Here is a 21,381-nt window from a genome sequence, read left to right on the forward strand (position 1 = left end):
GCTTCGAAGTGAAGATACCCGCCAGTATGTCCGTCAGCCCGGTCGTCACACGCCAGGCATGCCCGCGGCCGCAGGCTATGCTGAACCGTCCAGGAGCTGCCGATGAAACCCGTCGAACCCCGCCGCAAGACCGTGGAGATCGTTCTGATCGCCTTGCTGCTCGCCCTGGTGACGAACCCGGAGTTGCGCGCTTTCCTGCTGCTCGCCGAAGCCGCGGGGCTGGAACTGCTGGTGTTCTCGGCCTGGGTCTACGGACGTCACCAGTGGCTACCGACCGTGCACCTGGCGGCAAGCCACACCGGACGCCTGCTCGGCGCGGCCCTGCCGCGACGCGAATGGGCAATGCCGGTCTTTTACGCCTATCCCGCTGCGTGCGCCGCCGGCTGGAGCCAGCGGCACCAGGCTTGAACGTAACGCGACTGAGCGGATCAGGCGGACGGAACCGACACCCCCAGCTCGCGCGCCAGCCTTTCGACCAGCGCCCGCAGCTCGGCGACCTCGGCCGCCAGCCGCGCCTGCTCGGCTTTCAGCGCTGCCAGCTCGCCGGCCGAGACCGCGTCGGCCGACAGCGCCGTGGCACCGGCGACGTGCACCGGCTGCAGCACCTCGCCGCACAGCAGATGCGCCCAGCGCGACTCGCGCTCGCCCGGCGCACGCGCGAGCTTGACGACCTTGGCCGGCTGCTTCTCCGCCAGTTCGTCGAGAAAGGCCTCGACCGAGGAGATGTCGGCGAAGCGGTGCAGGCGCTCGCAGTTCAGGCGCAGCTCGGCCGCGGTCTGCGGGCCGCGCAGCATCAGCACCGCCAGCAGCGCTGCCGACTGGCTGGGCACGCCCAGGCCGCGGGCGGCGTTGTGTTCGAAACGCACGACGCGGCTGCCGGTGACCTCGTTGGCCAGCGACAGCGACTTCAGTCCGTCGACGGCCGCCAGCACGTCGGCGTCGGCGGCTTCCATCACCGGCTGGCGCGCGGTCTTCTGGTTGCAGCCGGCGACCAGCGAATTCAGCGACAGCGGATAGGTGTCGGGCACCGTGTGCTGCTTCTCGACGAGCACGCCGAGCACACGCGCTTCCAGCGGAGTCAGCTCGCGCATGCCGGCCCTCAGATGCCGAAGCCGTCGTCGGCGCTGATGACGGCGCCGTTGACGAAGTGGCTCTCGTTGGCGCAGAGCATCATCAGCACAGCGTCCAGGTCTTCGGGGTCGCCGACACGCTTGCGCGGCAGCATCTCGATCAGCTTGCGCCCGGCCTCGGTCTGCCACTGGTGGTGGTTGATCTCGGTGTCGATGTAGCCCGGGCAGATCGCGTTGACGTTGATGCCCTCGCGCCCCCACTCCAGCGCCATCGCGCGCGTCATGTGGATCACCGCGGCCTTGCTCATCGCGTAGACGCCGAGCTGGCCGAAGGCACGCAGCCCCGCCGCCGACGCGATGTTGACGATGCGCCCGCCGGTGAAGGTGCCCGGCGCGGTGCCGCGGCTGCGCGCGATCATGCGTTTGGCCACCGCCTGGGCGACGAAGAAGGCGCCGCGCGTGTTGGTGTCCAGCACGTAGTCATAGTCCTCGGGCGTGACGTCGACCAGCTTCTGCGCCCCGCCGACGCCCGAGTTGTTGACCAGGATGTCGATCGCGCCCATCTCGGTCTCGGCATGGGCCACGGCGGCGGCGATGCTCGCCGTGTCGGTGACGTCGAGCGCGACGACGTGGGCGTCGCCGCCGTCAGCTTCGATCTCGGCGCGCAGCGTCTTCAGGCGTTCGACGCGGCGCGCGGCCAGCACGACCGCGGCACCGGAGCGCGCCAGCGTCTTCGCGAAGCTGGCACCCAGGCCGCTGGACGCGCCGGTGACGAAGGCCACGCGGCCGGAGAGATCGATCTGATAGGCCATCGGCAATCCTTAATCGGGGTTGGGCGCAGGCACGATAGCACTGAAGAAGCACCGAAGACCTGGCCGACAATCGCCCCCATGGACCGTGTCGAAGTCGTCGTCGTCGGTGCCGGTGTCGTCGGGCTCGCGGTGGCGCGAGCGCTGGCCTGCGCCGGGCTGGAAGTGCTGATTCTCGAACGCGAGGGCGCCATCGGCAGCGGCGTGTCCTCGCGCAACAGCGAAGTCGTGCACGCCGGGCTCTATTACGCGCCGGGCAGCCTGAAGGCGCGGCTGTGCGTTCAGGGGCGCGAGCGCCTCTACGCCTATTGCGCCGAACGTGGCGTCGCGGTGCAGCGCTGCGGCAAGCTGGTCGTCGCCACCGGTGCGGCCGAGCTGCCGAAGCTCGACAGCATCGAGTCCCGCGGCCGCGCCGCCGGCGTGGGCGACCTGCAGCGCCTGTCGGCCGCCGAAGCCCGGGAACTGGAGCCGGCACTGGCCTGCGCCGGCGCCTTGTGGTCGCCGTCTTCGGGCATCGTCGACAGCCACGGCCTGATGACGGCGCTGCTGGGCGACGCCGAAAACGCCGGCGCGATGCTGGCGCTGCGCTCGCCGCTGCTGGCCGCACGCCGCGACGGCGAGGGCTGGATCGTCGCCACCGGCGGCGACGAAGCCTTCGAACTGGGCACGCGCTGGATCGTCAACGCCGCAGCACTCGACGCCCAGGCGCTGGCGCTGGCGATGCAGGGCTTCCCGCCGGCCGCGGTGCCGCCGACCTGGCGCGCCAAGGGCCACTACTTCTCGCTCGCGGGGCGCGCGCCGTTCAAGCACCTCGTCTACCCGACGCCGGTCGATGGCGGCCTGGGCGTGCACCTGACGCTGGACCTGGGCGGCCAGGCGCGTTTCGGCCCCGACGTCGAATGGCTGCAGCCCGGCGCGGCACTCGACTACGCCGTCGACGCGGCGCGCCAGGCGGCGTTCGAAGCCGACATCCGGCGCTACTGGCCGGCGCTGCCGGCCGGCGCGCTGCAGCCGGCCTACAGCGGCATCCGGCCCAAGATCTCGGGCCCGGGCGAAGCGGCAGCCGACTTCGTCGTCGCTGGCCCGGCCGAACACGGCTGCCCGGGCGTCGTGCAGCTCTTCGGCATCGAATCGCCTGGGCTCACGGCTTGCCTGGCGCTCGCCGACGAGGTGCTGGGCCGCATTGTCCCTTCGGCGACCGAAAAATAGAACGACCGTTCGTTTTTCGGCGGTCACGCTTATAGAATGCGCGCGGCCTCACCCAGGAGACAAAGGTCAAGATGCGCCCAGAAGAAATCCTCCAGCAGTACGGTCCGCGCGAGGCGATGGAGTACGACGTCGTCGTCGTCGGTGCCGGGCCCGGCGGGCTGGCGGCGGCGATCCGGCTCAAGCAGCTGAACGCCGAACTCTCGGTCGTCGTGCTCGAGAAGGGCAGCGAGCCGGGCGCGCACGTCCTGTCGGGCGCGGTGATGGACCCGCGTGCGCTCACCGAGCTGATCCCGGACTGGAAGGAACGCGGCGCGCCGCTGAACCAGCCCTGCCAGGAAGACGAGGTGCTGTTCCTGCACGCCAACGGCACGCACCACCAGGCGCCGTCGTGGCTGATACCGCACTGCCTGCACAACCACGGCAACTACATCATCAGCCTGGGCGCGGTGACACGCTGGCTGGCGGCACAGGCCGAGGAGCTGGGTGTCGAGATCTTCCCCGGCTTCGCCGCCGCCGAAGTGCTGTACGGCGACGATGGCCAGGTGCGCGGCATCGCCACCGGCAACATGGGCGTGGGCAAGGATGGCGAGCCGCACGCCGGCTTCCAGCTCGGCATGGAGTTGCTGGGCAAGTACACGATCTTCGCCGAGGGCGCACGCGGGCACCTGGGGCGCCAGCTGATCGAGCGCTTCGGCCTGGACAAGGGCCGCGACCCGCAGAGCTACGCCATCGGCATCAAGGAACTCTGGGACGTGCCCGCGGCCGCCGCCCGGCCCGGCCTGGTGCTGCACAGCGCCGGCTGGCCGGTCGACGAGCAGACCTACGGCGGCGGTTTCCTCTATCATATGGAGGGCAACCAGGTCGCGCTCGGCTACGTCGTCGGCCTGGACTACCAGAACCCCTGGACCAGCCCGTTCGAGGAGATGCAGCGCTGGAAGACGCACCCGGCGATCCGCCGCAACATCGAAGGCGGCACACGCGTCGGCTACGGCGCACGCGCGATCACCGCCGGCGGCCTGCTGTCGCTGCCCAAGCTGGTGTTCCCGGGCGGCGCGCTGGTCGGCTGTGAAGCCGGCACGCTGAACGCCGCCCGCATCAAGGGCAGCCACGCCGCGATCAAGACCGGCATGCAGGCCGCCGAAGCCGCCGCCGCGGCGCTGGCCGCGGGCCGCGCGGGCGACGAGCTCGATGCCTACCCGCAGGCCTTCGCGGCGAGCTGGCTGCACGAGGAGCTGGACGCCAGCCGCAACTTCAAGACCTGGTTCAAGAAGGGCAACAGCGTCGGCACGCTGATGACCGGCATCGAGCAGTGGCTGCTGCCCAAGCTGGGCATCAAGCGCCCGCCCTGGACCATTCACCGCCACACGCCCGACCACGCGCGGCTGCACGCGGCCAGCCAGATCGAGCCGATCGTCTACCCGAAACCCGACGGCCAGCTCACCTTCGACCGCCTCAGCTCGGTCTTCCTCAGCAACACCAACCACGAGGAAAACCAGCCGGCGCACCTGACGCTGAAGGATGCGTCGGTGCCGGTGGCGGTGAACCTGGCGCGTTACGCCGGCCCCGAGAGCCGCTACTGCCCGGCCGCGGTCTACGAGTTCGTGCCCGACGGCAGCGGCGGCGAGCGCCTGCAGATCAACGCCCAGAACTGCGTGCACTGCAAGACCTGCGACATCAAGGACCCGACGCAGAACATCGTCTGGGTCACGCCCGAAGGCGGCGGCGGCCCGAACTACGCAGGCATGTGAGTTCCGGGGGCCGCAGCGCGGCCCCGGTCTCGCACATCCAGTTCAGCCACCGCCCGAGAAGATGCGGGCGCGTGTGCCGAAGCCGCCGCGGGCGTTGGTGTACTGGCCGCCCTTGGCGACGATCTGGCGCGTCGACAGCGTCTCCTGGATCTGGCGCATGGCCAGCTTGGGCTCGCGCAGCAGCTTGCCCTTCTTGCCGTCGTAGCCGTAGTAGTAGCCTTCGTGCGCGCTGTAGTAGGGGCCGAAGGCAACCCGGCGGCCTCCACCCCCGCCGCCGTAAGACGTGCCGGACCCACCGCCGCTGCCGCTGCTGGCCGGCTCGTAGCCGTCTTCGCAGAACGCCTCGTCGCCCCAGTCAAGGTCGCAGTCCAGCCGGCTGGAATAAACCGGACGCGTCAGCTCGTGCGGCTGGTCGTCCAGCTGGTAGCCCTGGCGTTCCCAGGCGTAGGTCGCGCCGCTGGCGATGATCACCAGCGCCACCACGCCGTACCCTTGGCGATCTCCCATCGTCGGCCTCAGTAGGACAGGCAGCCGAAGTTCAGCGCGCCCAGCCCGAGGCTGAACGCGCCCAGCGTCAGGCCGACGGCGACGTTGCCCTCGGGCACCGCACGCGCCAGCCCGCGCAGCACGGTGCGCCCCAGCAGCCACCACAGCGCCAGCTGGTAGGCCAGCGCCATCGCCGCCCAGGCCGCCAGGTCGGCCAGGCCGGCGGCGTGCAGCGCCAGGCTGACCAGCGGCAGCGCCAGGCCGAGCGCGGCGCCCGACAGGCTGCAGGCCGCCGCGACGTTGCCCTGCTCGACGAGCCGGAACTCCGGGTAGGGCGTGATCTGCACGTAGACCCAGAGGCTGCCCAGCCACAAGGCCAGGCAGACGAGGAGGTAGACGTTGAAGTTGAGGAAGCCTTGCATGCTGCGGTTCAGGTCCCGGGACGGAAAAAATGGGGCACGAAGTAGGCGGTGTTGGAGGTGACCGGCGTGACGTCCTCGCGCACCGCCATGCCGACGGCCTCGTCGCCGACGACCCAGGCACCGACGACGGCGTGCACCGCGTCGAGCGGGCCGTGCCAGGACGTCGCCTCGGGCGCGGCGAAGGCCGGCAGCGGCGCCGCGGCCTGATAGACGTGGCCCTCGGCGCCGTAGCCGCCTTCGGTCTTCAGCGACACCACGCCGTCGTGCACGAACTCGACGTTGGCGCCTTCGCGCGACAGCAGCGGCTTCTTCACGTAGGGCGCGCGGCCGAAAGGCTCGGGCGAAAAATAGGCCGGCAGCAGGTTGGGGTGGCCCGGATGGCGTTCCCACAGCAGGGCCAGCAGCGCCTTGTTCGACAGCGCCATCTTCCAGGCCGGCTCCAGCCAGACGGTGGGCGCGTCGAGCACGCCGTCGCCGAAGGCCTCGCCGGCCATCCACTCCCAGGGATAGAGCTTGAAGCAGCACTCGATCGGCCGGTCGTCGAGGTCGACGAAGCCGCCCTGCGGCGTGCGGCCGATGTGGTTCATGTCGATCAGCGAGGCCTGCAGCCCGGCCTGCACGGCGACGTCGAGCAGGTACTCGAGGTTGCCGCAGTCCTCCTGGCAGTCCAGCAGCCCGGCCAGGTGCACGCTGCGCAGGCCGCGCTCGCGTGCGATCGTGCCCAGGCGCTCGACCAGCGCCTCGTGCAGCGAGTTGAACTGGTCCGCGCCCGGGTGCACGTCCTGCAGCCAGTTCCACTGCGCGACCGCGGTCTCGATGATCGAGGTCGGCGTGTCGGCGTTGTATTCGAGCAGCCGCGGCTCGGCCGCACCGTCCCAGCTGAGGTCGAAGCGGCCGTAGAGATGCGGGTCGCCGCGCCGCCAGCTTTGCTCGACCAGCGCCTGCGCCGCCGGCGGCAGACCCAGGCGCGCCAGGTCGCCGCGGCGCACTAGCTCGCCGGCTGTCTCGACGCTCATCGCGTGCAATTCACGCACCGCCTCGTACAGCCGCTCGATCGCCTGCTCGCCGAACTCGTAGGCCACGTCCTCGCGCCAGTACAGGAACTGCTCGCCCTGCCCGGCGCGGTCTTCGCCTTCGGGGTCTATCGAGTGGAAGTGGAAGCCCTGGTGTTCCAGGCGGCGTTGCCAATCGGGACGGGGAAGCTGCGGCAACCGTTTCACGGGAAGGAGAGCGAAAAAGGACGCGCGAGCATACCCAGGCCACCGGCGCCCGGACGCGCACGCCGCCGCCCGCGGGTGGCGGCGTGCGCGGTTCATCCCTCCATGCGACGACGCTTGACCGGCCTCAGCGCCCCAGCAGCACCTGCTCGGCGAAACGCACGAAGGCGTAGAAGCGCCAGTCGGCGTTCTCCTTGCGCTGGAAACCGTGGCCTTCGTTCTCGGCGCGCAGGTACCAGACCGGCGTGCCGTTGGCGCGCACCTGGGCGACGATCTGCTCGGCCTCGGTGTAGGGCACGCGCGGGTCGTTCAAGCCCTGGACGACGAACAGCGGCTTGCGGATCTTGCCGGCGTTGGACAGCGGCGAGATGCGGTCGAGGAAGGCGCGCATCGCCGGGTCGCGTTCGTCGCCGTATTCGGCGCGGCGCAGGTCGCGGCGGTAACTCTCGGTGTTCTGCAGGAAGGTGACGAAGTGCGAGATGCCGACGTCGTCGACCGAGCCGGCGATGCGCTCGGCGTAGTGCGTCGCCACCGCCAGCGTCATGTAGCCGCCGTAGCTGCCGCCGGCCACCAGCACGCGCGAGGCGTCCAGCCCCGGCTGCGTGGCGATCCAGTCGAGCAGCGCGCCGATGTCCTTCACGGAGTCCTCGCGCAGCATGCCGTTGTCCAGCGACAGGAAGGTCTTGCCGAAACCTTCGGAGCCGCGCACGTTGGGCTGCACGATCGCGACGCCCAGCTCCTGCAGCAGGTAGTTGTAGCGCCCCATGAAACCGACCGTGGCCTGGCCTTCGGGGCCGCCGTGGATCTGGATCAGCACCGGGCGCGGGCCGGTGAAACGTGCCGGCGGGCGGTGCAGCAGGCCGGAGATCGTGCGGCCGTCGAAGCTGGCCCAGCGCACGATGTCGGCTTCGCCGAAGCGGGTGGTGTCCAGGCCCGGCGGCGTGTACGGCATGGTCCAGCCGGCGACCCGGCCGCTGGTCAGATCGAGCGAATGCAGCCGGCTCGGCCCTTGGGCGCTGTTGGTCGAGAACGCGAGTTCGCCGCGGCGGCGGTCGAAGACCGCGCTGCCGATGCTGCCGGCCGGCAGCGGCGGCAGCGCCGCTTCCTTCAGCGTGCGGCCGTCGAACAGGCGCAGTTCGTCGCGGCCTTCGACATTGGCCTGCAGCGCGATCCAGCGCCCGTCCTCGCTCGCCGCGACGCCGCTGACGTCCCAGGGAATGTGGGCGCTGATGCGGGTGATGCGGCCGTCGGCCAGCGCCAGCAGCATCAGCTCGCGGAACTCGCCGGCACGGTCGCTGATGAACAGCAGGCCCGAGCCGTCGGGGCGGAAGGCGACCGGGAAGTGCGAGGCCTTCAGCGTCTCGCCCGGCGCCGGCAGCACGCGCCGGCGTTCGCCACTGGCGAGGTCGACGAGCCAGGCTTCGGATTCGGTGGCCGAGACGTAGCGCGTGATCGCAAGCGTGCGGTCGTCGTACGAGATCGCGCCGCCGAACCAGCCGGCGCCGGGCAGCACCGCGACCTGGCGCCGGCCTTCGGGCGCCAGCGGGTCGGTCAGCCACAGCGTGGTGTCGATCGCCGCGCGCCGGCCGCCGTCAGCGGTGCGGTCCAGCGGCACCGAGCCGTACAGCAGGCGGCTGGAGCCGTGCAGCCAGCCGATGAAGTCGTGGCGTTGGTCGGCGTCGGTCAGCAGCGTGGCCTGGCGCGTCGCCGGGTCCAGGCGGTAGAGCTGGGTCGCTTCGTTGCCGCCGCGGCCGCGCGCGAAGACGATGTAGCGGCCGGCCTGCGGCTCCCAGCTGGCTTCGGCCACCGGGTCGGGTTCGGCCGTCAGGCGCTCGAGCATGCCGCCGGGCGCCGCCAGCCGGTACAGCTGCGCGGTGGCGTCGCTGTCACCGCGGTGCAGCACCAGCATCTCGCGCTGTGTCGGGTGCCAGTCGGCGAAGCCGTGGCCGCGGAAGTCGTTGTAGCGCTGCACGCGCTCGGCGAGCGCCTGCGGGATCGGCGGGATGCCCTGGACGACGAGCTTGGCGTTGGGTGCCACGACCGCGTCGGCCGGAGGTGCGCTGGCACAGCCGGCGAGCGCCAGCGCGGTGGCGGCACAGGCCGCGGAAAACAGGAATCGTCTCATCGTGAACCATCTGCCCAGGAGGGCTTGCGTTTGTCTATGAAGGCCTGCACTCCTTCGAGCGCGGCCGGGTCCATCATGTTGCAGGCCATCGTGCGGCCGGCGTCATCGTAGGCGGCGGCGATGCCGGTCTCGAGCTGGCGATAGAACAGCGCCTTGCCGGCGGCGACGGCCACCGGCGGCTTGGCGACGATGGCGGCAAGCAGGCGCCCGAGCTCGGCGTCAAGGTCCTCGGGCGCCGCGACGCGGTTGACCAGGCCTTTGGCGAGCGCCTCGTCGGCGCCGATGAACTCGCCGGTCACCAGCATCTCGAACGCCGCCTTGCGCGACAGGTTGCGCGCCAGCGCGACGCTGGGCGTCGAGCAGAACAGGCCCAGGTTGACGCCGCTGACGGCGAACTTCGCGTCGCGTGCGGCCACCGCCAGGTCGCACATCGCGACCAGCTGGCAGCCGGCGGCGGTGGCGATGCCGTGCACGCGTGCGACCACCGGCACCGGCAGCTTCTGGATCGTCAGCATCATGCGTGCGCAGGCGGCGAACAGGCGCTCGTAGTAGTCCAGCGAAGGCTCGGCGCGCATCTCCTTCAGGTCATGGCCGGCGCAGAAAGCGCGGCCGGCGCCGGCGATGACGACGACACGCGCCGCCGGGTCCTCGGCGATGCGTTCGAGCGAGGCCTGCAGCGCGGCGATCATCGCCTCGGACAGCGAGTTGAAGGCCTGGGGCCGGTTCAGCGTCAGCCGGACGACGCCGCGGGCGTCCTTCTCGTGCAGCAGCAGCGGATCTTCGGTCATCGGTGTCTCCTGGTCAGGCTCCCTCTCCCGCGACGGCGGGAGAGGGCGGGGGGTGAGGGCCGGGGTCTGCCGCCACCCTCACCCCAACCCTCTCCCGCAAGCGGGAGAGGGAGCGGAACGACTCACTCGATCGCCGACGAGCTCTTGGCCCGCTGGCGCAGCTGGAACTTCTGGATCTTGCCGGTGCTCGTCTTCGGGATCGCCTCGAAGCGGATCTCCTTGGGCACCTTGTAGTGCGCGAGCACGCTCTTGCAGTGGGCGATCAGCTCGGCGGCGGTGACGTCGACGCCGAGCTTCAGCTCGACGTAGGCCACCGGCGACTCGCCCCATTTCGGGTCGGGCCGCGCGACCACCGCGCAGGCCAGCACGGCCGGGTGGCGGTAGAGCGCGTCCTCGACTTCCAGCGAGCTGATGTTCTCGCCGCCGGAGATGATGATGTCCTTGCTGCGGTCCTTGATCTTGACGTAACGGTCGGGCTCGATGACGGCCAGGTCGCCGGTGTGGAACCAGCCGCCGGCAAAGGCCCGGTCGGTGGCAGCCGGGTTCTTCAGGTAGCCCTTCATCACGATGTTGCCGCGGAACATGATCTCGCCCATCGTGCCGGCGTCGGCCGGCACCTCGGCCATCGTCTCGGGGTCGAGCACCGTCATGCCTTCCTGCAGCGCGTAGCGCACGCCCTGGCGGCCGTTGAGCCGCGTCTGCTCGGAGACGTCGGCGGCGGCCCAGGCGGGGCGCTTGACCGCCACCGACGCGGGCCCGTAGACCTCGGTCAGGCCGTAGACGTGGGTGATATCGAAGCCGAGCTGGGCCATGCCTTCGATCATCGCGGCCGGCGGCGCGGCGCCGGCGACCATGCCGCGCACCTGCTGCGTGATGCCTTGGCGCCACTCGGCCGGCGCATTGATGATCAGCCCGTGCACGATGGGTGCGGCGCAGTAGTGGTCGACGCCGTGTTCGCGCATCGCGTCGAGGATGGACTTGGGCTCGACCCGGCGCAGGCAGACGTGGGTGCCGCCCAGCATCGCCACCGTCCACGGGAAGCACCAGCCGTTGCAGTGGAACATCGGCAGCATCCACAGGTACTTCGGGAACTGCGGCATGGTCCAGGTCGCCGCGTTGCCGACCGCGTTCAGGTAGGCGCCGCGGTGATGCGTGACGACGCCCTTGGGGTCGCCGGTGGTGCCGCTGGTGTAGCTGACGGCGATCGCGTCCCACTCGTCGGCCGGGCCTTCCAGCCGCGCCAGCGGCGCGTGCGCGGCCAGCAGTTCTTCGTACTCGTGCGCGCCCAGGCGTTCGCCGCGGCCGGTGTATTCGCTGTCGCAGACGTCGATGACGATGGGCTCGCGGCCGTGCTCGGCCTTCAGCCGCGCCAGCGCCTCGGCGACCAGCGGCGCGAACTCGCGGTCGGTGATCAGCACCGCGGCCTCGCAGTGGTTCATCTGCCAGGCCAGCAGCGGCGCGTCCAGGCGTGTGTTCAGCGTGTTCAGCACCGCGTTGATCGCCGGCACCGCGTAGTGAACCTCGACCATCTCGGGCGTGTTCGGCAGCATCACGCTGACCGTCGTGCCGCGGCCGGCGCCGAGCGCACGCAGCGCCGCCGCCAGCCGCGCGCTGCGTTCACGCGTCTGGGCCCAGGTGTAGCGGCGCGCGCCGTGGATCACCGCCGGCAGGTCGGCGAAGACCTCGGCGCTGCGTTCGACGAAACTCGTCGGCGACAGCGCGACGAAGTTGGCCGGGTTGCGGTCCAGGTGCTGCTCGTAGATGCTCATAACCAGTCTCCTGTCGGTGCGCGGACGATGTTAAGCATGCAGCTGACACGACACTGCCGCGTCCCCATCGCCGAGGCCGGAACGCGGCCGGCGCAAAAGGCGCTGATACACTGCGCGCCGTCAGGAGAGAGTCCGCCTCGAGCGGGCCGCCGAAGGCGCAGGGTCAGCCCGAACGCTCAGGCAAAAGGACTGGCATTCCTTCCTCACTGGAGAGAGGCCGCCGATTCGGTTGAACGGCGGCCCACCGAAGGGGCAAGGCCCACCGTCGGCGGTGGCGCCGAATCTCTCAGGTAAAGCGGACAGCGGGGGCACGTACACCGGCAGCCAAAGCCGGTGGTCCAAGACGATGCCCTCGATGGAGACGCCCGTGAGCGAACTCTTGAAGACACCTCTGCACGAGCTGCACCTGAGCCTGGGTGCACGTTTGGTGCCGTTCGCAGGTTATGCGATGCCGGTCCAGTACCGCGACGGCCTGATCGCCGAACACCGCCAGTGCCGCAGCGCCGCGGCGCTGTTCGACGTCTCGCACATGGGCCAGATCCGGCTGTCGGGCGCCGACGCCGCCGCGGCGCTGGAAACGCTGGTGCCGGTCGACGTCGTCGACCTCGGCATCGGCCGCCAGCGCTACGCCTTCTTCACCAACGAACACGGCGGGCTGCTCGACGACCTGATGATCTCGCGGCCCGAACCCGGCACCGGTTTCGGCGACCTGTTCCTGGTCGTCAACGCCGGCTGCAAGGACGCCGACCTGCGCCACCTGCAGACGAACATCGGCCACCGCTGCAGCGTCGTCGCCATGCCCGAACGTGCGCTGCTGGCGCTGCAAGGCCCGCAGGCCGCCGACGCGCTGGCGCGGCTGAACCCCGCAGTCAAACAACTGGTCTTCATGACCGGCGGCGTCTTCGACCTGGCCGACGCGCCCTGCTTCGTCACGCGTTCGGGCTATACCGGCGAAGACGGCTTCGAGATCTCGGTGCCGGCCGAACGTGCCGCGGCGCTGGCCTCGGCGCTGCTGGCGCTGCCCGAGGTCAAACCCGCCGGCCTGGGCGCACGCGACACGCTGCGCCTGGAAGCGGGCCTGTGCCTGTACGGCCACGACATCGACGAGAACAGCTCGCCGGTCGAGGCCGGCCTGTCCTGGGCGATCCAGAAGGTGCGCCGCCCCGGCGGTGCACGCGAAGGCGGCTACCCCGGCGCGGCGGCGATCGGCCGCCACCTCGCCGGCGGCGTGCTGCGCAAGCGTGTCGGCCTGGTCGGGCTGGAACGCGTGCCGGTACGAGAAGGCGCAAGCATCGTCGACGCCCACGGCCACAAACTCGGCCACGTGACCAGCGGTACGCTGGCACCCGGGGTCGACCGCCCGATCGCGATGGCTTATCTGCCACCCGATCACGCCGGCCCCGGACACGAGGTCTACGCCGAGGTGCGCGGCAAGCGCCTGCCGATGCGTGTGACCCCCATGCCCTTCCAACCCCACCGTTACCACCGAGCCTGAACACCGAGGAGATGCCGATGACCACCATGTTCACCCCCGACCACGAATGGATCAACATCGAGGACCACGAGGCCGCCGTCGTCGGCATCACGCCGCACGCGCAGGACGCGCTCGGTGACGTCGTCTTCGTCGAGCTGCCCGAGGTCGGCCGCACCTTCAAGAAGGGCGAAGTCGCCGGTGTCGTCGAGTCGGTCAAGGCCGCCGCCGACCTGTACATGCCGGTCAGCGGCGAGATCGTCGAGGTCAACGAAGCGCTGCGCGACGAGCCGGCGCTGGCCAACAGCGACCCGATGGGCAACGGCTGGTTCTTCAAGGTCCACGTCGCCGACATGGCCGAGTTCGACCAGCTGATGGACCGCCCCGCCTACGACGCCCTGTTGCAGACGCTCTGAGCCACCGAACCCGCCGACGAAGCCGCATGTCCGAGAACGCCCCCCTGCCCCTTGCCGCGCTGGAAGACGCCGGCGAGTTCCTCGCCCGCCACCTCGGGCCGTCCGCCGCCGACGAGGCGGCGATGCTCGGCGCGATCGGCGTCGCCTCGCGAGCCGCGCTGATCGACGCCGTCGTGCCGGCGAGCATCCGGCGCACGCAGTCCATGGTGCTGCCGGCGCCGGCATCGGAGCGGGAGGCGCTGGCCGAACTGCGCGCCATCGCCGGGCGCAACCGGCGGCTCAAGAGCTTCATCGGCCAGGGTTACCACGGCACCGTGACGCCGACGGTCATCCTGCGCAACGTGCTCGAGAACCCGGCCTGGTACACCGCCTACACGCCTTACCAGGCCGAGATCTCGCAGGGCCGGCTGGAGGCGCTGGTCAACTTCCAGACCCTGGTCTGCGACCTCACCGGCATGGCGATCGCCAACGCGTCGATGCTCGACGAAGCCACCGCCGCCGCCGAGGCGATGACGCTGGCGCGCCGCAGCGTCAAGGCCAAGGGACAGGTCTTCGTCGTCGCCGGCGACCTGCACCCGCAGGTGCTGGAGGTCGTGCGCACGCGTGCCGAACCGCTGGGCCTGGTAGTCAAGGTCGCGGATTCGGCCGAACAATGGCAGGCCGCGATCACCGCCGACGACTACTTCGGCGCGCTGGTGCAGTACCCGGCCAGCAGCGGCTGGCTGCACGACTGGAGCGCCGACGCCGCGACGGTGAAGTCGCGCGGCGCAGCCTTCGTCGTCGCCGCCGACCTGCTGGCGCTGGCCGTGCTGAAGCCCCCGGGCGAGATGGGCGCCGACATCGTCGTCGGCAGCACGCAGCGTTTGGGCATGCCGATGGGCGCCGGCGGCCCGCACGCGGCCTACATGGCCTGCCGCGATGAACTCAAGCGCGCGATGCCCGGGCGCCTGGTCGGCGTCAGCGTCGACGCGCACGGCGCCCCCGCCTACCGCCTGGCGCTGCAGACGCGCGAGCAGCACATCCGGCGCGAGAAGGCGACCAGCAACATCTGCACCGCGCAGGTGCTGCCGGCGGTGGTGGCGTCGATGTACGCGGTCTACCACGGGCCGGACGGCCTGCGGCGCATCGCCGGGCGCATCGCGCGCTACCTGGGCATCTTCTGCGCCGGGCTGCAGCGCCTGGGGCTGGACCTGTCGCAGACGCACCACCTCGAACGCGGCGCCTTCGACACCGTCTGCCTGAAGACCGGCGCCGCCACCGAACGCCTGCTGGCGCGTGCGCTCGAACACGGCGCCAACCTGCGTCGCGCCTGGGGCGAGTACCTGTGCGTGACGTTGGACGAGACGACGACACGCGAAGACATCGAGCTGCTGTGGCGCATCTTCGCCGACGACGGCCAGGCGCTGCCGAGCGTCGACGAACTGGCCGCCAGCGCCGACCTGATCCCGGCCGCGCTGCGCCGCACCAGCACCTTCCTGACGCACCCGGTGTTCAACCGCCACCACAGCGAAACCGAGATGCTGCGCTACATCCGCCAGCTCTCGGACCAGGACCTGGCGCTGGACCGCAGCATGATCCCGCTGGGCTCGTGCACGATGAAGCTGAACGCGACCAGCGAGATGATCCCCATCACCTGGCCCGAGTTCGCCGACGTGCACCCGTTCGCACCGGCCGACCAGCTCGAAGGCTACCGGCTGCTCAACGAGCAGCTCTGCGCCTGGCTCGCCGAAGCCACCGGCTACGCCGGCGTCAGCCTGCAGCCCAACGCCGGCTCGCAGGGCGAATACGCCGGGCTGCTGGCGATCCGCGGCTGGCACGCCTCGCGCGGCGAGTCGCAGCGCGACATCTGCCTGATCCCGGAGTCGGCCCACGGCACCAACCCGGCGAGCGCGCAGATGGCGGGGCTTTCGGTCGTCGTCGTCAAGTGCGACGCCAACGGCAGCGTCGACCTCGACGACCTGCAGGCCAAGTGCCGGCAGCACGCCGAGCGCCTGGCCTGCGTGATGATCACCTACCCCTCGACCTACGGCGTGTTCGAGCCGCGGGTCAAGGAGCTCTGCGAGATCGTGCACCGCCACGGCGGCCGGGTCTACGTCGACGGCGCGAACATGAACGCGCTCGTCGGCCTGGCGGCGCCGGGCGAGTTCGGCGGCGACGTCAGCCACCTGAACCTGCACAAGACCTTCTGCATCCCGCACGGCGGTGGCGGCCCGGGCGTCGGCCCGGTCTGCGTCGCCGCCGACCTGGCGCCCTTCCTGCCGCGCCATGGCGAGGCCGGGGCGCCGGTCGGCGCCGTCAGCGCCGCGCCGCTGGGCAACGCGGCGGTGCTGCCGATCAGCTGGATGTACATCCGCATGATGGGCGCCGACGGCCTGCGCCAGGCGACCGAGACCGCGATCCTCGGCGCCAACTACGTCGCCGCGCGGCTGGCCCCGCACTACGACATCCACTACAGCGGCAGCGTCGACGGCGTCGCCGGCGGCGGTGTCGCGCACGAGTGCATCCTCGACCTGCGGCCGCTGAAGGACAGCAGCGGCGTCAGCGCCGAGGACGTCGCCAAGCGCCTGATCGACTACGGTTTCCACGCGCCGACGCTGAGCTTCCCGGTGCCCGGCACGTTGATGGTCGAGCCGACCGAGAGCGAACCGCGGGCCGAACTCGACCGCTTCTGCGACGCGATGATCGCGATCCGCGCCGAGATCGCGAAGGTCGAATCGGGCGCCTGGCCGCGCGAGGACAACCCGCTGAAACACGCGCCGCACACCGCCCAGGTGCTGCTCGCCAGCGACTGGCCTCACGCCTACAGCCGCGAAGAGGCGGCGTATCCGGTGCCGGCACTGCGGCGGCAGAAGTACTGGTCGCCGGTGGGCCGGGTCGACAACGTCTGGGGAGACCGCAACCTCGTGTGCAGCTGCCCGCCGATGTCAGACTACGCCTGATACCGCAGGCGCGGCCGCCGGCCGCGCCCCTCATCGTCCGAGGTCACGATGGCAGTTTCCGTATTCGACCTCTTCAAGATCGGCATCGGCCCGAGCAGCAGCCACACCGTCGGGCCGATGCGTGCCGCTCGGCTGTTCGTGCTGCGGCTGGCGCACGAAGGCCTGCTGGAACGCACGGCGCGTGTCGCCGCCCAGCTCTACGGCTCGCTCGGCGCCACCGGCAAGGGCCACGGCAGCGACACCGCAGTGCTGCTGGGCCTGGCGGGGCATGAACCCGACACCGTGCCGGTGGACGAGGTGCCGGCGCTGCTGGCGGCGATGCGCGCCAGCGGCCGGCTCGAACTGCTGGGACAGCGCGCGATCGACTTCGCCGAGAAGCGCGACCTGGAGTTTCACCGCCGCGAGACCCTGCCCTTCCACGCCAACGGCATGGTGTTCTCGGCCTGGGACGCGGCCGGCACGCTGCTGTCAGAGCGGCGCTATTACTCGGTCGGCGGCGGCTTCGTCGTCAGCGACGAGATCGCCGCCGACGGCACGCGTCACCAGGTGATCGCGCCCGATGCGACCGTGCTGCCGCACCCGTTCCGCAGCGGCGACGAGCTGCTGCAGCGCACGCACGAACTCGGCTGTGACATCGCCGGCGTGATGCGGCGCAACGAGGCGCTGTGGCGCAGCGAGGCCGAGGTCGAGGCCGGCCTGCTGACGATCTGGCAGGTGATGCAGGCCTGCGTGCGGCGTGGCATCGCGACACCCGGCGTGCTGCCCGGTGGCTTCAAGGTGCCGCGGCGCGCGCCGGCGCTGCATGCGGCACTCGTGGCCAAGACGCCCGAAGGCGCCGCCGCCGACCCGCTGCTGGTGCTGGACTGGGTCAACCTGTTCGCGCTCGCGGTGAACGAGGAGAACGCCGCCGGCGGCCGCGTCGTCACCGCGCCGACCAACGGCGCCGCCGGCATCGTGCCCGCGGTGCTGCACTACTACGAACGCTTCGTGCCCGGCGCCGGCGAACGCGGCGTCGTCGACTTCCTGCTGACCGCCGGCGCCATCGGCCTGCTCTACAAGGAGAACGCCAGCATCTCCGGGGCCGAGGTCGGCTGCCAGGGCGAGGTCGGCGTCGCCTGCTCGATGGCCGCCGGCGCTTTGTGCGCGGTGCTCGGCGGCACGCCCGAGCAGGTCGAGAACGCCGCCGAGATCGGCATGGAGCACCACCTGGGCCTGACCTGCGACCCGGTCGGCGGGCTGGTGCAGATCCCCTGCATCGAACGCAACGCGATGGGCGCGGTGAAGGCGATCAACGCCGCGCGCATCGCGCTGCGCGGCGACGGCACGCACAAGGTGAGCCTGGACCAGGTCATCAAGACCATGCGCGAGACCGGCGCCGACATGATGACCAAGTACAAGGAAACGGCGCGCGGCGGGTTGGCGGTCAATATCGTCGAGTGCTAGATGGGACCACCCCCGTAGCGGCTTCGCCGCTACCCCCTCAAGGGGGCGACGCCAGTGGCCGGGCGGAGCCCGTCCACGGCGTCCGCTTGGTCGCGTGCGCCACGAGCGTTCGCTCCTTCTGACCTCGCCAGTCGCCGGGTGGAGCCCGTCCACGGCGTCCGCTTGGTGCGCCGTTTGCCACGGGCTTTAGCGCCGTGTCGGACCGAGCGTCAAGAGTCGTGGCGATCGGCGTTGCGCTCGGCCATCAACGCGCGCTTTCATCGGATTCCACCGGGTTACGGCCCTTGATCTGACCGCCGTCCGGGCGCATCCTCGCCGGAGCGCGGCGGCTGGGTGTAACCCCGGTGATGCACCCGACAGCCCGCGCGACCACCCACGAACGACAGCCGCCACGAGCGGCGCATCAAGAGGTAGACGGACATGAAGAACACCCCCATCCGCACGCTGGCGGCTGCAGCTGCATTGGCCGCCTGTGGCATCGCCCAGGCCGGTGAGGTCGAGGTCCTGCACTGGTGGACCAGCGGCGGCGAGGCCAAGGCGGCGGCGGCGCTGAAGGCGTCGATGCAGGCCAAGGGCCACACCTGGAAGGACTTCGCGGTGGCCGGCGGCGGCGGCGACTCGGCGATGACGGTGCTGAAGTCGCGTGTGGTCTCGGGCAACGCGCCGGCGGCCGCGCAGATCAAGGGCCCGGCGCTGCAGGAATGGGCGGCCGAGGGTGTGCTCGCCAACATCGACGACGTCGCCAAGGCCGAGAAGTGGGACAGCCTGCTGCCCAAGGCCGTCGCCGACGTCATGAAGTACAAGGGCAGCTACATCGCCGCGCCGGTGAACGTGCACCGCGTCAACTGGCTCTGGGCGAACCCGGAAGCCTTCAAGAAGGCCGGCACCAAGGTGCCGACGACCTGGGACGAGTTCTTCGTCGCCGCCGAGGCGCTGAAGAAGGCCGGCATCATCCCCGTGGCCCACGGCGGACAGAACTGGCAGGACTTCACCACCTTCGAAAGCGTGGCGCTCGGTGTCGGCGGCACCGACTTCTACCGCAAGGCCCTGGTGCAACTCGACCCGGCGACGCTGAACAGCGCGACGATGGAAAAGGTGCTGAGCACGTTCAAGCGCGTGAAGACCTACACCGACAAGAACGCCCCGGGCCGCGACTGGAACCTGGCGACCGCGATGGTCATCAAGGGCGAAGCCGGCATGCAGCTGATGGGCGACTGGGCCAAGGGCGAGTTCGTCGCCGCCGGCAAGGTGCCGGGCAAGGACTTCATCTGCGCCCCGGCCCCGGGCACCGCCCAGGCCTTCACCTTCAACATCGACTCCTTCGCGATGTTCAAGCTGAAGAACGCCGAGAACACCAAGGCGCAGAAGGCGCTGGCCGCGGCCATCATGTCGCCCGAGTTCCAGGAGGTGTTCAACCTCAACAAGGGCTCGATCCCCGTGCGCCTGGGCATGAACATGGACAAGTTCGACGACTGCGCCAAGCAGTCGGCCAAGGACTTCGTCGCCACGTCCAAGAGCGGCGGCCTGCTGCCGTCGATCGCCCACGGCATGGCGGTGCCGCCGGCCGTCGAAGGCGCGATCAAGGACGTCGTCAGCCAGTACTGGAACAGCGACAAGATGAGCGCCAAGGACGCGATGGCGCGCATCGCCAACGCCGCGAAGGCGCAGTAACCCTGCCGTAGAACCGACGCGCCGCGTTCCCCGCCAGCGGGACGCGGCGCGTCTGCCGTACCGCATCCATGCTGTCTTCCTCGCCCGCGGGCGCACGCTGGCTGCCCAAGCTGGTCGTCGCGCCGTCCTTCGTTCTTTCGTTCCTGTTCATCTACGGGCTGATGGCCTGGAACGGGTATCTGTCGCTGTCGGCCTCGCGCCTGCTGCCGAACTACGAGTTCGTCGGCATCGAGCAGTACACGCGGCTCTTCGACAACGAGCGCTTCCACGTCGCGCTCGTCAACATGGGCATCTTCGGCACGCTGTTCATCGGCGGCGCGATGGCCCTGGGCCTGCTGCTGGCCATCCTGCTGGACCAGAAGATCCGCGCCGAAGGCCTGCTGCGCACGATCTACCTGTATCCGATGGCGATCTCGTTCATCGTCACCGGCACCGCCTGGAAGTGGATCCTGAACCCGGGCCTCGGCATCGAGCACCTGGTGCAGCAATGGGGCTTCGAGAGCTTCAGCTTCGACTGGCTCGTCGACCCCGAGAAGGCGATCTACTGCGTCGCCATCGCCGGCGTCTGGCAGGCCTCGGGCTTCGTGATGGCGCTGTTCCTGGCCGGGCTGCGCGGCATCGACGATTCGATCATCAAGGCGGCCCAGGTCGACGGCGCGAGCCTGCCGCTCATCTACTGGCGCATCGTGATCCCGACGCTGAGGCCCGTGTTCTTCAGCACGCTGATGGTCGTCAGCCACCTGGCGATCAAGAGCTTCGACCTGGTGATGGCGCTGACCGCCGGCGGCCCCGGCTTCGCCACCGACCTGCCGGCGACCTTCATGTACGCGATGGCCTTCTCGCGCGGCCAGATCGGCCTGGGCGCGGCCAGCGCGACGGTGATGCTGACGATGATCGCGGCCATCGTCGTGCCCTACCTCTACAGCGAACTGAGGGCCAAACGATGAGCCGCCACGCGATGCAACGCGCCCTGCTGTGGGCGGTCCTGCTGCTGTTCGCGGCCTGGTTCCTGACGCCGCTTTACGTGATGCTCACGACCTCGCTGAAGGACATGGCGCAGGTGCGCGAAGGCAGCCTGCTGTCGCTGCCGACGAGCCCCAGCCTGGAAGCCTGGGCGCGTGCCTGGAGCAGCGCCTGCACCGGCACCGACTGCGGCGGCCTGAAGCCCTTCTTCATGAACTCGGTGCTGATGGTCGTGCCGGCGGTGCTGGTGTCGACCGCGCTCGGCTCGGTCAACGGCTACGTGCTGTCGAAGTGGCGCTTCCGCGGCAGCGAGACCATGTTCGCGCTGATGCTCTTCGGCGTCTTCATGCCGATGCAGGTGGTGCTGCTGCCGATGAGCCAGGTGCTCGGCTGGCTGGGCATCGCCAGCTCGATCTGGGGGCTGATCCTGGTGCACGTGCTGGCCGGCATCCCGAGCACGACGCTGTTCTTCCGCAACTACTACGTCGGCCTTCCCGACGAGCTGATCAAGGCGGCAATGCTCGACGGCGCCGGCTTCTGGCGCATCTTCACGCGCATCGTGCTGCCGCTGTCCACGCCCATCCTGGTCGTGACGCTGATCTGGCAGTTCACCAACATCTGGAACGACTTCCTCTACGGCGTCGTCTTCTCCGGCGCCGACAGCAAGCCTGTCACCGTCGGCCTCAACAACCTCGCCAACACCTCCAGCAGCGTGAAGGAATACAACGTCGACATGGCCGCGGCACTGATCGCGGCCCTCCCCACCCTCTTCGTCTACGTCGTCGCGGGCAAGTACTTCGTGCGCGGCCTCACCGCCGGCGCGGTCAAGGGCTGA

At 70.2% G+C, this 21,381-nt stretch carries 18 protein-coding genes and 1 riboswitch; of the genes, 10 read left to right on the plus strand and 8 right to left on the minus strand.

The window, feature by feature from the left end; all coding sequences use genetic code 11:
* Positions 1 to 102: 102 nt before the first annotated feature.
* The gene (locus CKO43_RS08065) at positions 103 to 408 is read left to right on the plus strand and encodes a hypothetical protein (RefSeq protein WP_200227564.1); all 306 of its coding nucleotides are present in this window, start codon (positions 103 to 105) and stop codon (positions 406 to 408) included.
* Between the two features lie 20 nt (positions 409 to 428).
* On the opposite strand, the gene CKO43_RS08070 is transcribed toward CKO43_RS08065, so the two are convergent.
* Together CKO43_RS08070 and CKO43_RS08075 are read right to left on the minus strand one after the other, a co-directional pair.
* Positions 429 to 1,091: a YceH family protein gene (locus CKO43_RS08070; protein WP_200378352.1), complete on the minus strand. Its 663-nt coding sequence runs from the start codon at positions 1,089 to 1,091 to the stop codon at positions 429 to 431.
* Between the two features lie 8 nt (positions 1,092 to 1,099).
* Entirely contained in the window at positions 1,100 to 1,882 is a 783-nt protein-coding gene (locus CKO43_RS08075; protein ID WP_200227569.1) for an SDR family oxidoreductase, read from the minus strand.
* Between the two features lie 78 nt (positions 1,883 to 1,960).
* On the opposite strand from CKO43_RS08075, the gene CKO43_RS08080 reads away from it, so the two are divergent.
* Together CKO43_RS08080 and CKO43_RS08085 are read left to right on the plus strand one after the other, a co-directional pair.
* Positions 1,961 to 3,088, plus strand: a complete 1,128-nt coding sequence (locus CKO43_RS08080; protein WP_200227571.1) for an NAD(P)/FAD-dependent oxidoreductase — start codon at positions 1,961 to 1,963, stop codon at positions 3,086 to 3,088.
* Positions 3,089 to 3,159: 71 nt separating this feature from the next.
* Entirely contained in the window at positions 3,160 to 4,836 is a 1,677-nt protein-coding gene (locus CKO43_RS08085; RefSeq protein ID WP_200378353.1) for an electron transfer flavoprotein-ubiquinone oxidoreductase, read from the plus strand.
* Positions 4,837 to 4,878: 42 nt separating this feature from the next.
* On the opposite strand, the gene CKO43_RS08090 is transcribed toward CKO43_RS08085, so the two are convergent.
* The 6 genes from CKO43_RS08090 to CKO43_RS08115 all read right to left on the minus strand — a co-directional run bounded on the left by CKO43_RS08090 (position 4,879) and on the right by CKO43_RS08115 (position 11,643).
* Positions 4,879 to 5,343: a hypothetical protein gene (locus CKO43_RS08090; protein WP_200378354.1), complete on the minus strand. Its 465-nt coding sequence runs from the start codon at positions 5,341 to 5,343 to the stop codon at positions 4,879 to 4,881.
* Between the two features lie 8 nt (positions 5,344 to 5,351).
* On the minus strand, positions 5,352 to 5,744 hold the full coding sequence (locus CKO43_RS08095) for a DUF350 domain-containing protein (protein ID WP_200227576.1): 393 nt from the start codon (positions 5,742 to 5,744) through the stop codon (positions 5,352 to 5,354).
* An 8-nt stretch (positions 5,745 to 5,752) separates the two neighbouring features.
* Positions 5,753 to 6,964 carry a glutathionylspermidine synthase family protein gene (locus CKO43_RS08100; protein ID WP_200378355.1) on the minus strand — a complete coding sequence of 404 codons (1,212 nt, stop codon included), beginning with the start codon at positions 6,962 to 6,964 and terminating at the stop codon, positions 5,753 to 5,755.
* A gap of 124 nt (positions 6,965 to 7,088) precedes the next feature.
* The gene (locus CKO43_RS08105; RefSeq protein ID WP_242481096.1) at positions 7,089 to 9,086 is read right to left on the minus strand and encodes a S9 family peptidase; all 1,998 of its coding nucleotides are present in this window, start codon (positions 9,084 to 9,086) and stop codon (positions 7,089 to 7,091) included.
* The gene (locus CKO43_RS08110) at positions 9,083 to 9,874 is read right to left on the minus strand and encodes an enoyl-CoA hydratase (RefSeq protein WP_200227580.1); all 792 of its coding nucleotides are present in this window, start codon (positions 9,872 to 9,874) and stop codon (positions 9,083 to 9,085) included. Before CKO43_RS08110 ends, CKO43_RS08105 begins: the two co-directional genes overlap by 4 nt.
* A 122-nt stretch (positions 9,875 to 9,996) precedes the next feature.
* Positions 9,997 to 11,643 carry an acyl-CoA synthetase gene (locus CKO43_RS08115; protein WP_200227582.1) on the minus strand — a complete coding sequence of 549 codons (1,647 nt, stop codon included), beginning with the start codon at positions 11,641 to 11,643 and terminating at the stop codon, positions 9,997 to 9,999.
* 196 nt (positions 11,644 to 11,839) lie between these two features.
* Positions 11,840 to 11,956: riboswitch (glycine riboswitch) on the plus strand.
* A gap of 42 nt (positions 11,957 to 11,998) precedes the next feature.
* On the opposite strand from CKO43_RS08115, the gene gcvT reads away from it, so the two are divergent.
* From gcvT to CKO43_RS08150, 7 genes are all read left to right on the plus strand, one after another.
* Complete coding sequence (gcvT, locus tag CKO43_RS08120) at positions 11,999 to 13,138, plus strand: glycine cleavage system aminomethyltransferase GcvT (protein ID WP_200378356.1); 1,140 nt, start codon at positions 11,999 to 12,001, stop codon at positions 13,136 to 13,138.
* 17 nt (positions 13,139 to 13,155) lie between these two features.
* Positions 13,156 to 13,530, plus strand: a complete 375-nt coding sequence (gene gcvH / locus CKO43_RS08125; RefSeq protein WP_200378357.1) for a glycine cleavage system protein GcvH — start codon at positions 13,156 to 13,158, stop codon at positions 13,528 to 13,530.
* 26 nt (positions 13,531 to 13,556) lie between these two features.
* Positions 13,557 to 16,469: an aminomethyl-transferring glycine dehydrogenase gene (gcvP, locus tag CKO43_RS08130; RefSeq protein WP_200378358.1), complete on the plus strand. Its 2,913-nt coding sequence runs from the start codon at positions 13,557 to 13,559 to the stop codon at positions 16,467 to 16,469.
* A gap of 48 nt (positions 16,470 to 16,517) precedes the next feature.
* Entirely contained in the window at positions 16,518 to 17,912 is a 1,395-nt protein-coding gene (locus tag CKO43_RS08135) for an L-serine ammonia-lyase (RefSeq protein ID WP_200378359.1), read from the plus strand.
* Positions 17,913 to 18,332: 420 nt separating this feature from the next.
* Entirely contained in the window at positions 18,333 to 19,583 is a 1,251-nt protein-coding gene (locus CKO43_RS08140; protein WP_200378360.1) for an ABC transporter substrate-binding protein, read from the plus strand.
* A 68-nt stretch (positions 19,584 to 19,651) separates the two neighbouring features.
* Complete coding sequence (locus CKO43_RS08145; RefSeq protein WP_200227594.1) at positions 19,652 to 20,530, plus strand: carbohydrate ABC transporter permease; 879 nt, start codon at positions 19,652 to 19,654, stop codon at positions 20,528 to 20,530.
* Positions 20,527 to 21,381, plus strand: a complete 855-nt coding sequence (locus CKO43_RS08150; RefSeq protein ID WP_200227597.1) for a carbohydrate ABC transporter permease — start codon at positions 20,527 to 20,529, stop codon at positions 21,379 to 21,381. The genes CKO43_RS08145 and CKO43_RS08150 overlap by 4 nt, the downstream gene beginning before the upstream one ends.

This window comes from Rubrivivax gelatinosus (assembly GCF_016583785.1).
GTDB lineage: Bacteria > Pseudomonadota > Gammaproteobacteria > Burkholderiales > Burkholderiaceae_C > Rubrivivax > Rubrivivax gelatinosus_B.

Excerpts from the sequence above, each read along its gene's own strand:
- gcvH (WP_200378357.1), top strand. The coding sequence starts at position 13,156 with ATGACCACCATGTTCACCCCCGACCACGAATGGATCAACATCGAGGAC.
- CKO43_RS08065 (WP_200227564.1), top strand. The coding sequence starts at position 103 with ATGAAACCCGTCGAACCCCGCCGCAAGACCGTGGAGATCGTTCTGATC.
- CKO43_RS08110 (WP_200227580.1), bottom strand. The coding sequence starts at position 9,874 with ATGACCGAAGATCCGCTGCTGCTGCACGAGAAGGACGCCCGCGGCGTC.
- CKO43_RS08095 (WP_200227576.1), bottom strand. The coding sequence starts at position 5,744 with ATGCAAGGCTTCCTCAACTTCAACGTCTACCTCCTCGTCTGCCTGGCC.
- CKO43_RS08115 (WP_200227582.1), bottom strand. The coding sequence starts at position 11,643 with ATGAGCATCTACGAGCAGCACCTGGACCGCAACCCGGCCAACTTCGTC.
- CKO43_RS08140 (WP_200378360.1), top strand. The coding sequence starts at position 18,333 with ATGAAGAACACCCCCATCCGCACGCTGGCGGCTGCAGCTGCATTGGCC.
- CKO43_RS08145 (WP_200227594.1), top strand. The coding sequence starts at position 19,652 with ATGCTGTCTTCCTCGCCCGCGGGCGCACGCTGGCTGCCCAAGCTGGTC.
- CKO43_RS08075 (WP_200227569.1), bottom strand. The coding sequence starts at position 1,882 with ATGGCCTATCAGATCGATCTCTCCGGCCGCGTGGCCTTCGTCACCGGC.
- CKO43_RS08085 (WP_200378353.1), top strand. The coding sequence starts at position 3,160 with ATGCGCCCAGAAGAAATCCTCCAGCAGTACGGTCCGCGCGAGGCGATG.
- gcvP (WP_200378358.1), top strand. The coding sequence starts at position 13,557 with ATGTCCGAGAACGCCCCCCTGCCCCTTGCCGCGCTGGAAGACGCCGGC.
- CKO43_RS08135 (WP_200378359.1), top strand. The coding sequence starts at position 16,518 with ATGGCAGTTTCCGTATTCGACCTCTTCAAGATCGGCATCGGCCCGAGC.
- CKO43_RS08105 (WP_242481096.1), bottom strand. The coding sequence starts at position 9,086 with ATGAGACGATTCCTGTTTTCCGCGGCCTGTGCCGCCACCGCGCTGGCG.
- CKO43_RS08150 (WP_200227597.1), top strand. The coding sequence starts at position 20,527 with ATGAGCCGCCACGCGATGCAACGCGCCCTGCTGTGGGCGGTCCTGCTG.
- gcvT (WP_200378356.1), top strand. The coding sequence starts at position 11,999 with ATGGAGACGCCCGTGAGCGAACTCTTGAAGACACCTCTGCACGAGCTG.
- CKO43_RS08070 (WP_200378352.1), bottom strand. The coding sequence starts at position 1,091 with ATGCGCGAGCTGACTCCGCTGGAAGCGCGTGTGCTCGGCGTGCTCGTC.
- CKO43_RS08080 (WP_200227571.1), top strand. The coding sequence starts at position 1,961 with ATGGACCGTGTCGAAGTCGTCGTCGTCGGTGCCGGTGTCGTCGGGCTC.
- CKO43_RS08090 (WP_200378354.1), bottom strand. The coding sequence starts at position 5,343 with ATGGGAGATCGCCAAGGGTACGGCGTGGTGGCGCTGGTGATCATCGCC.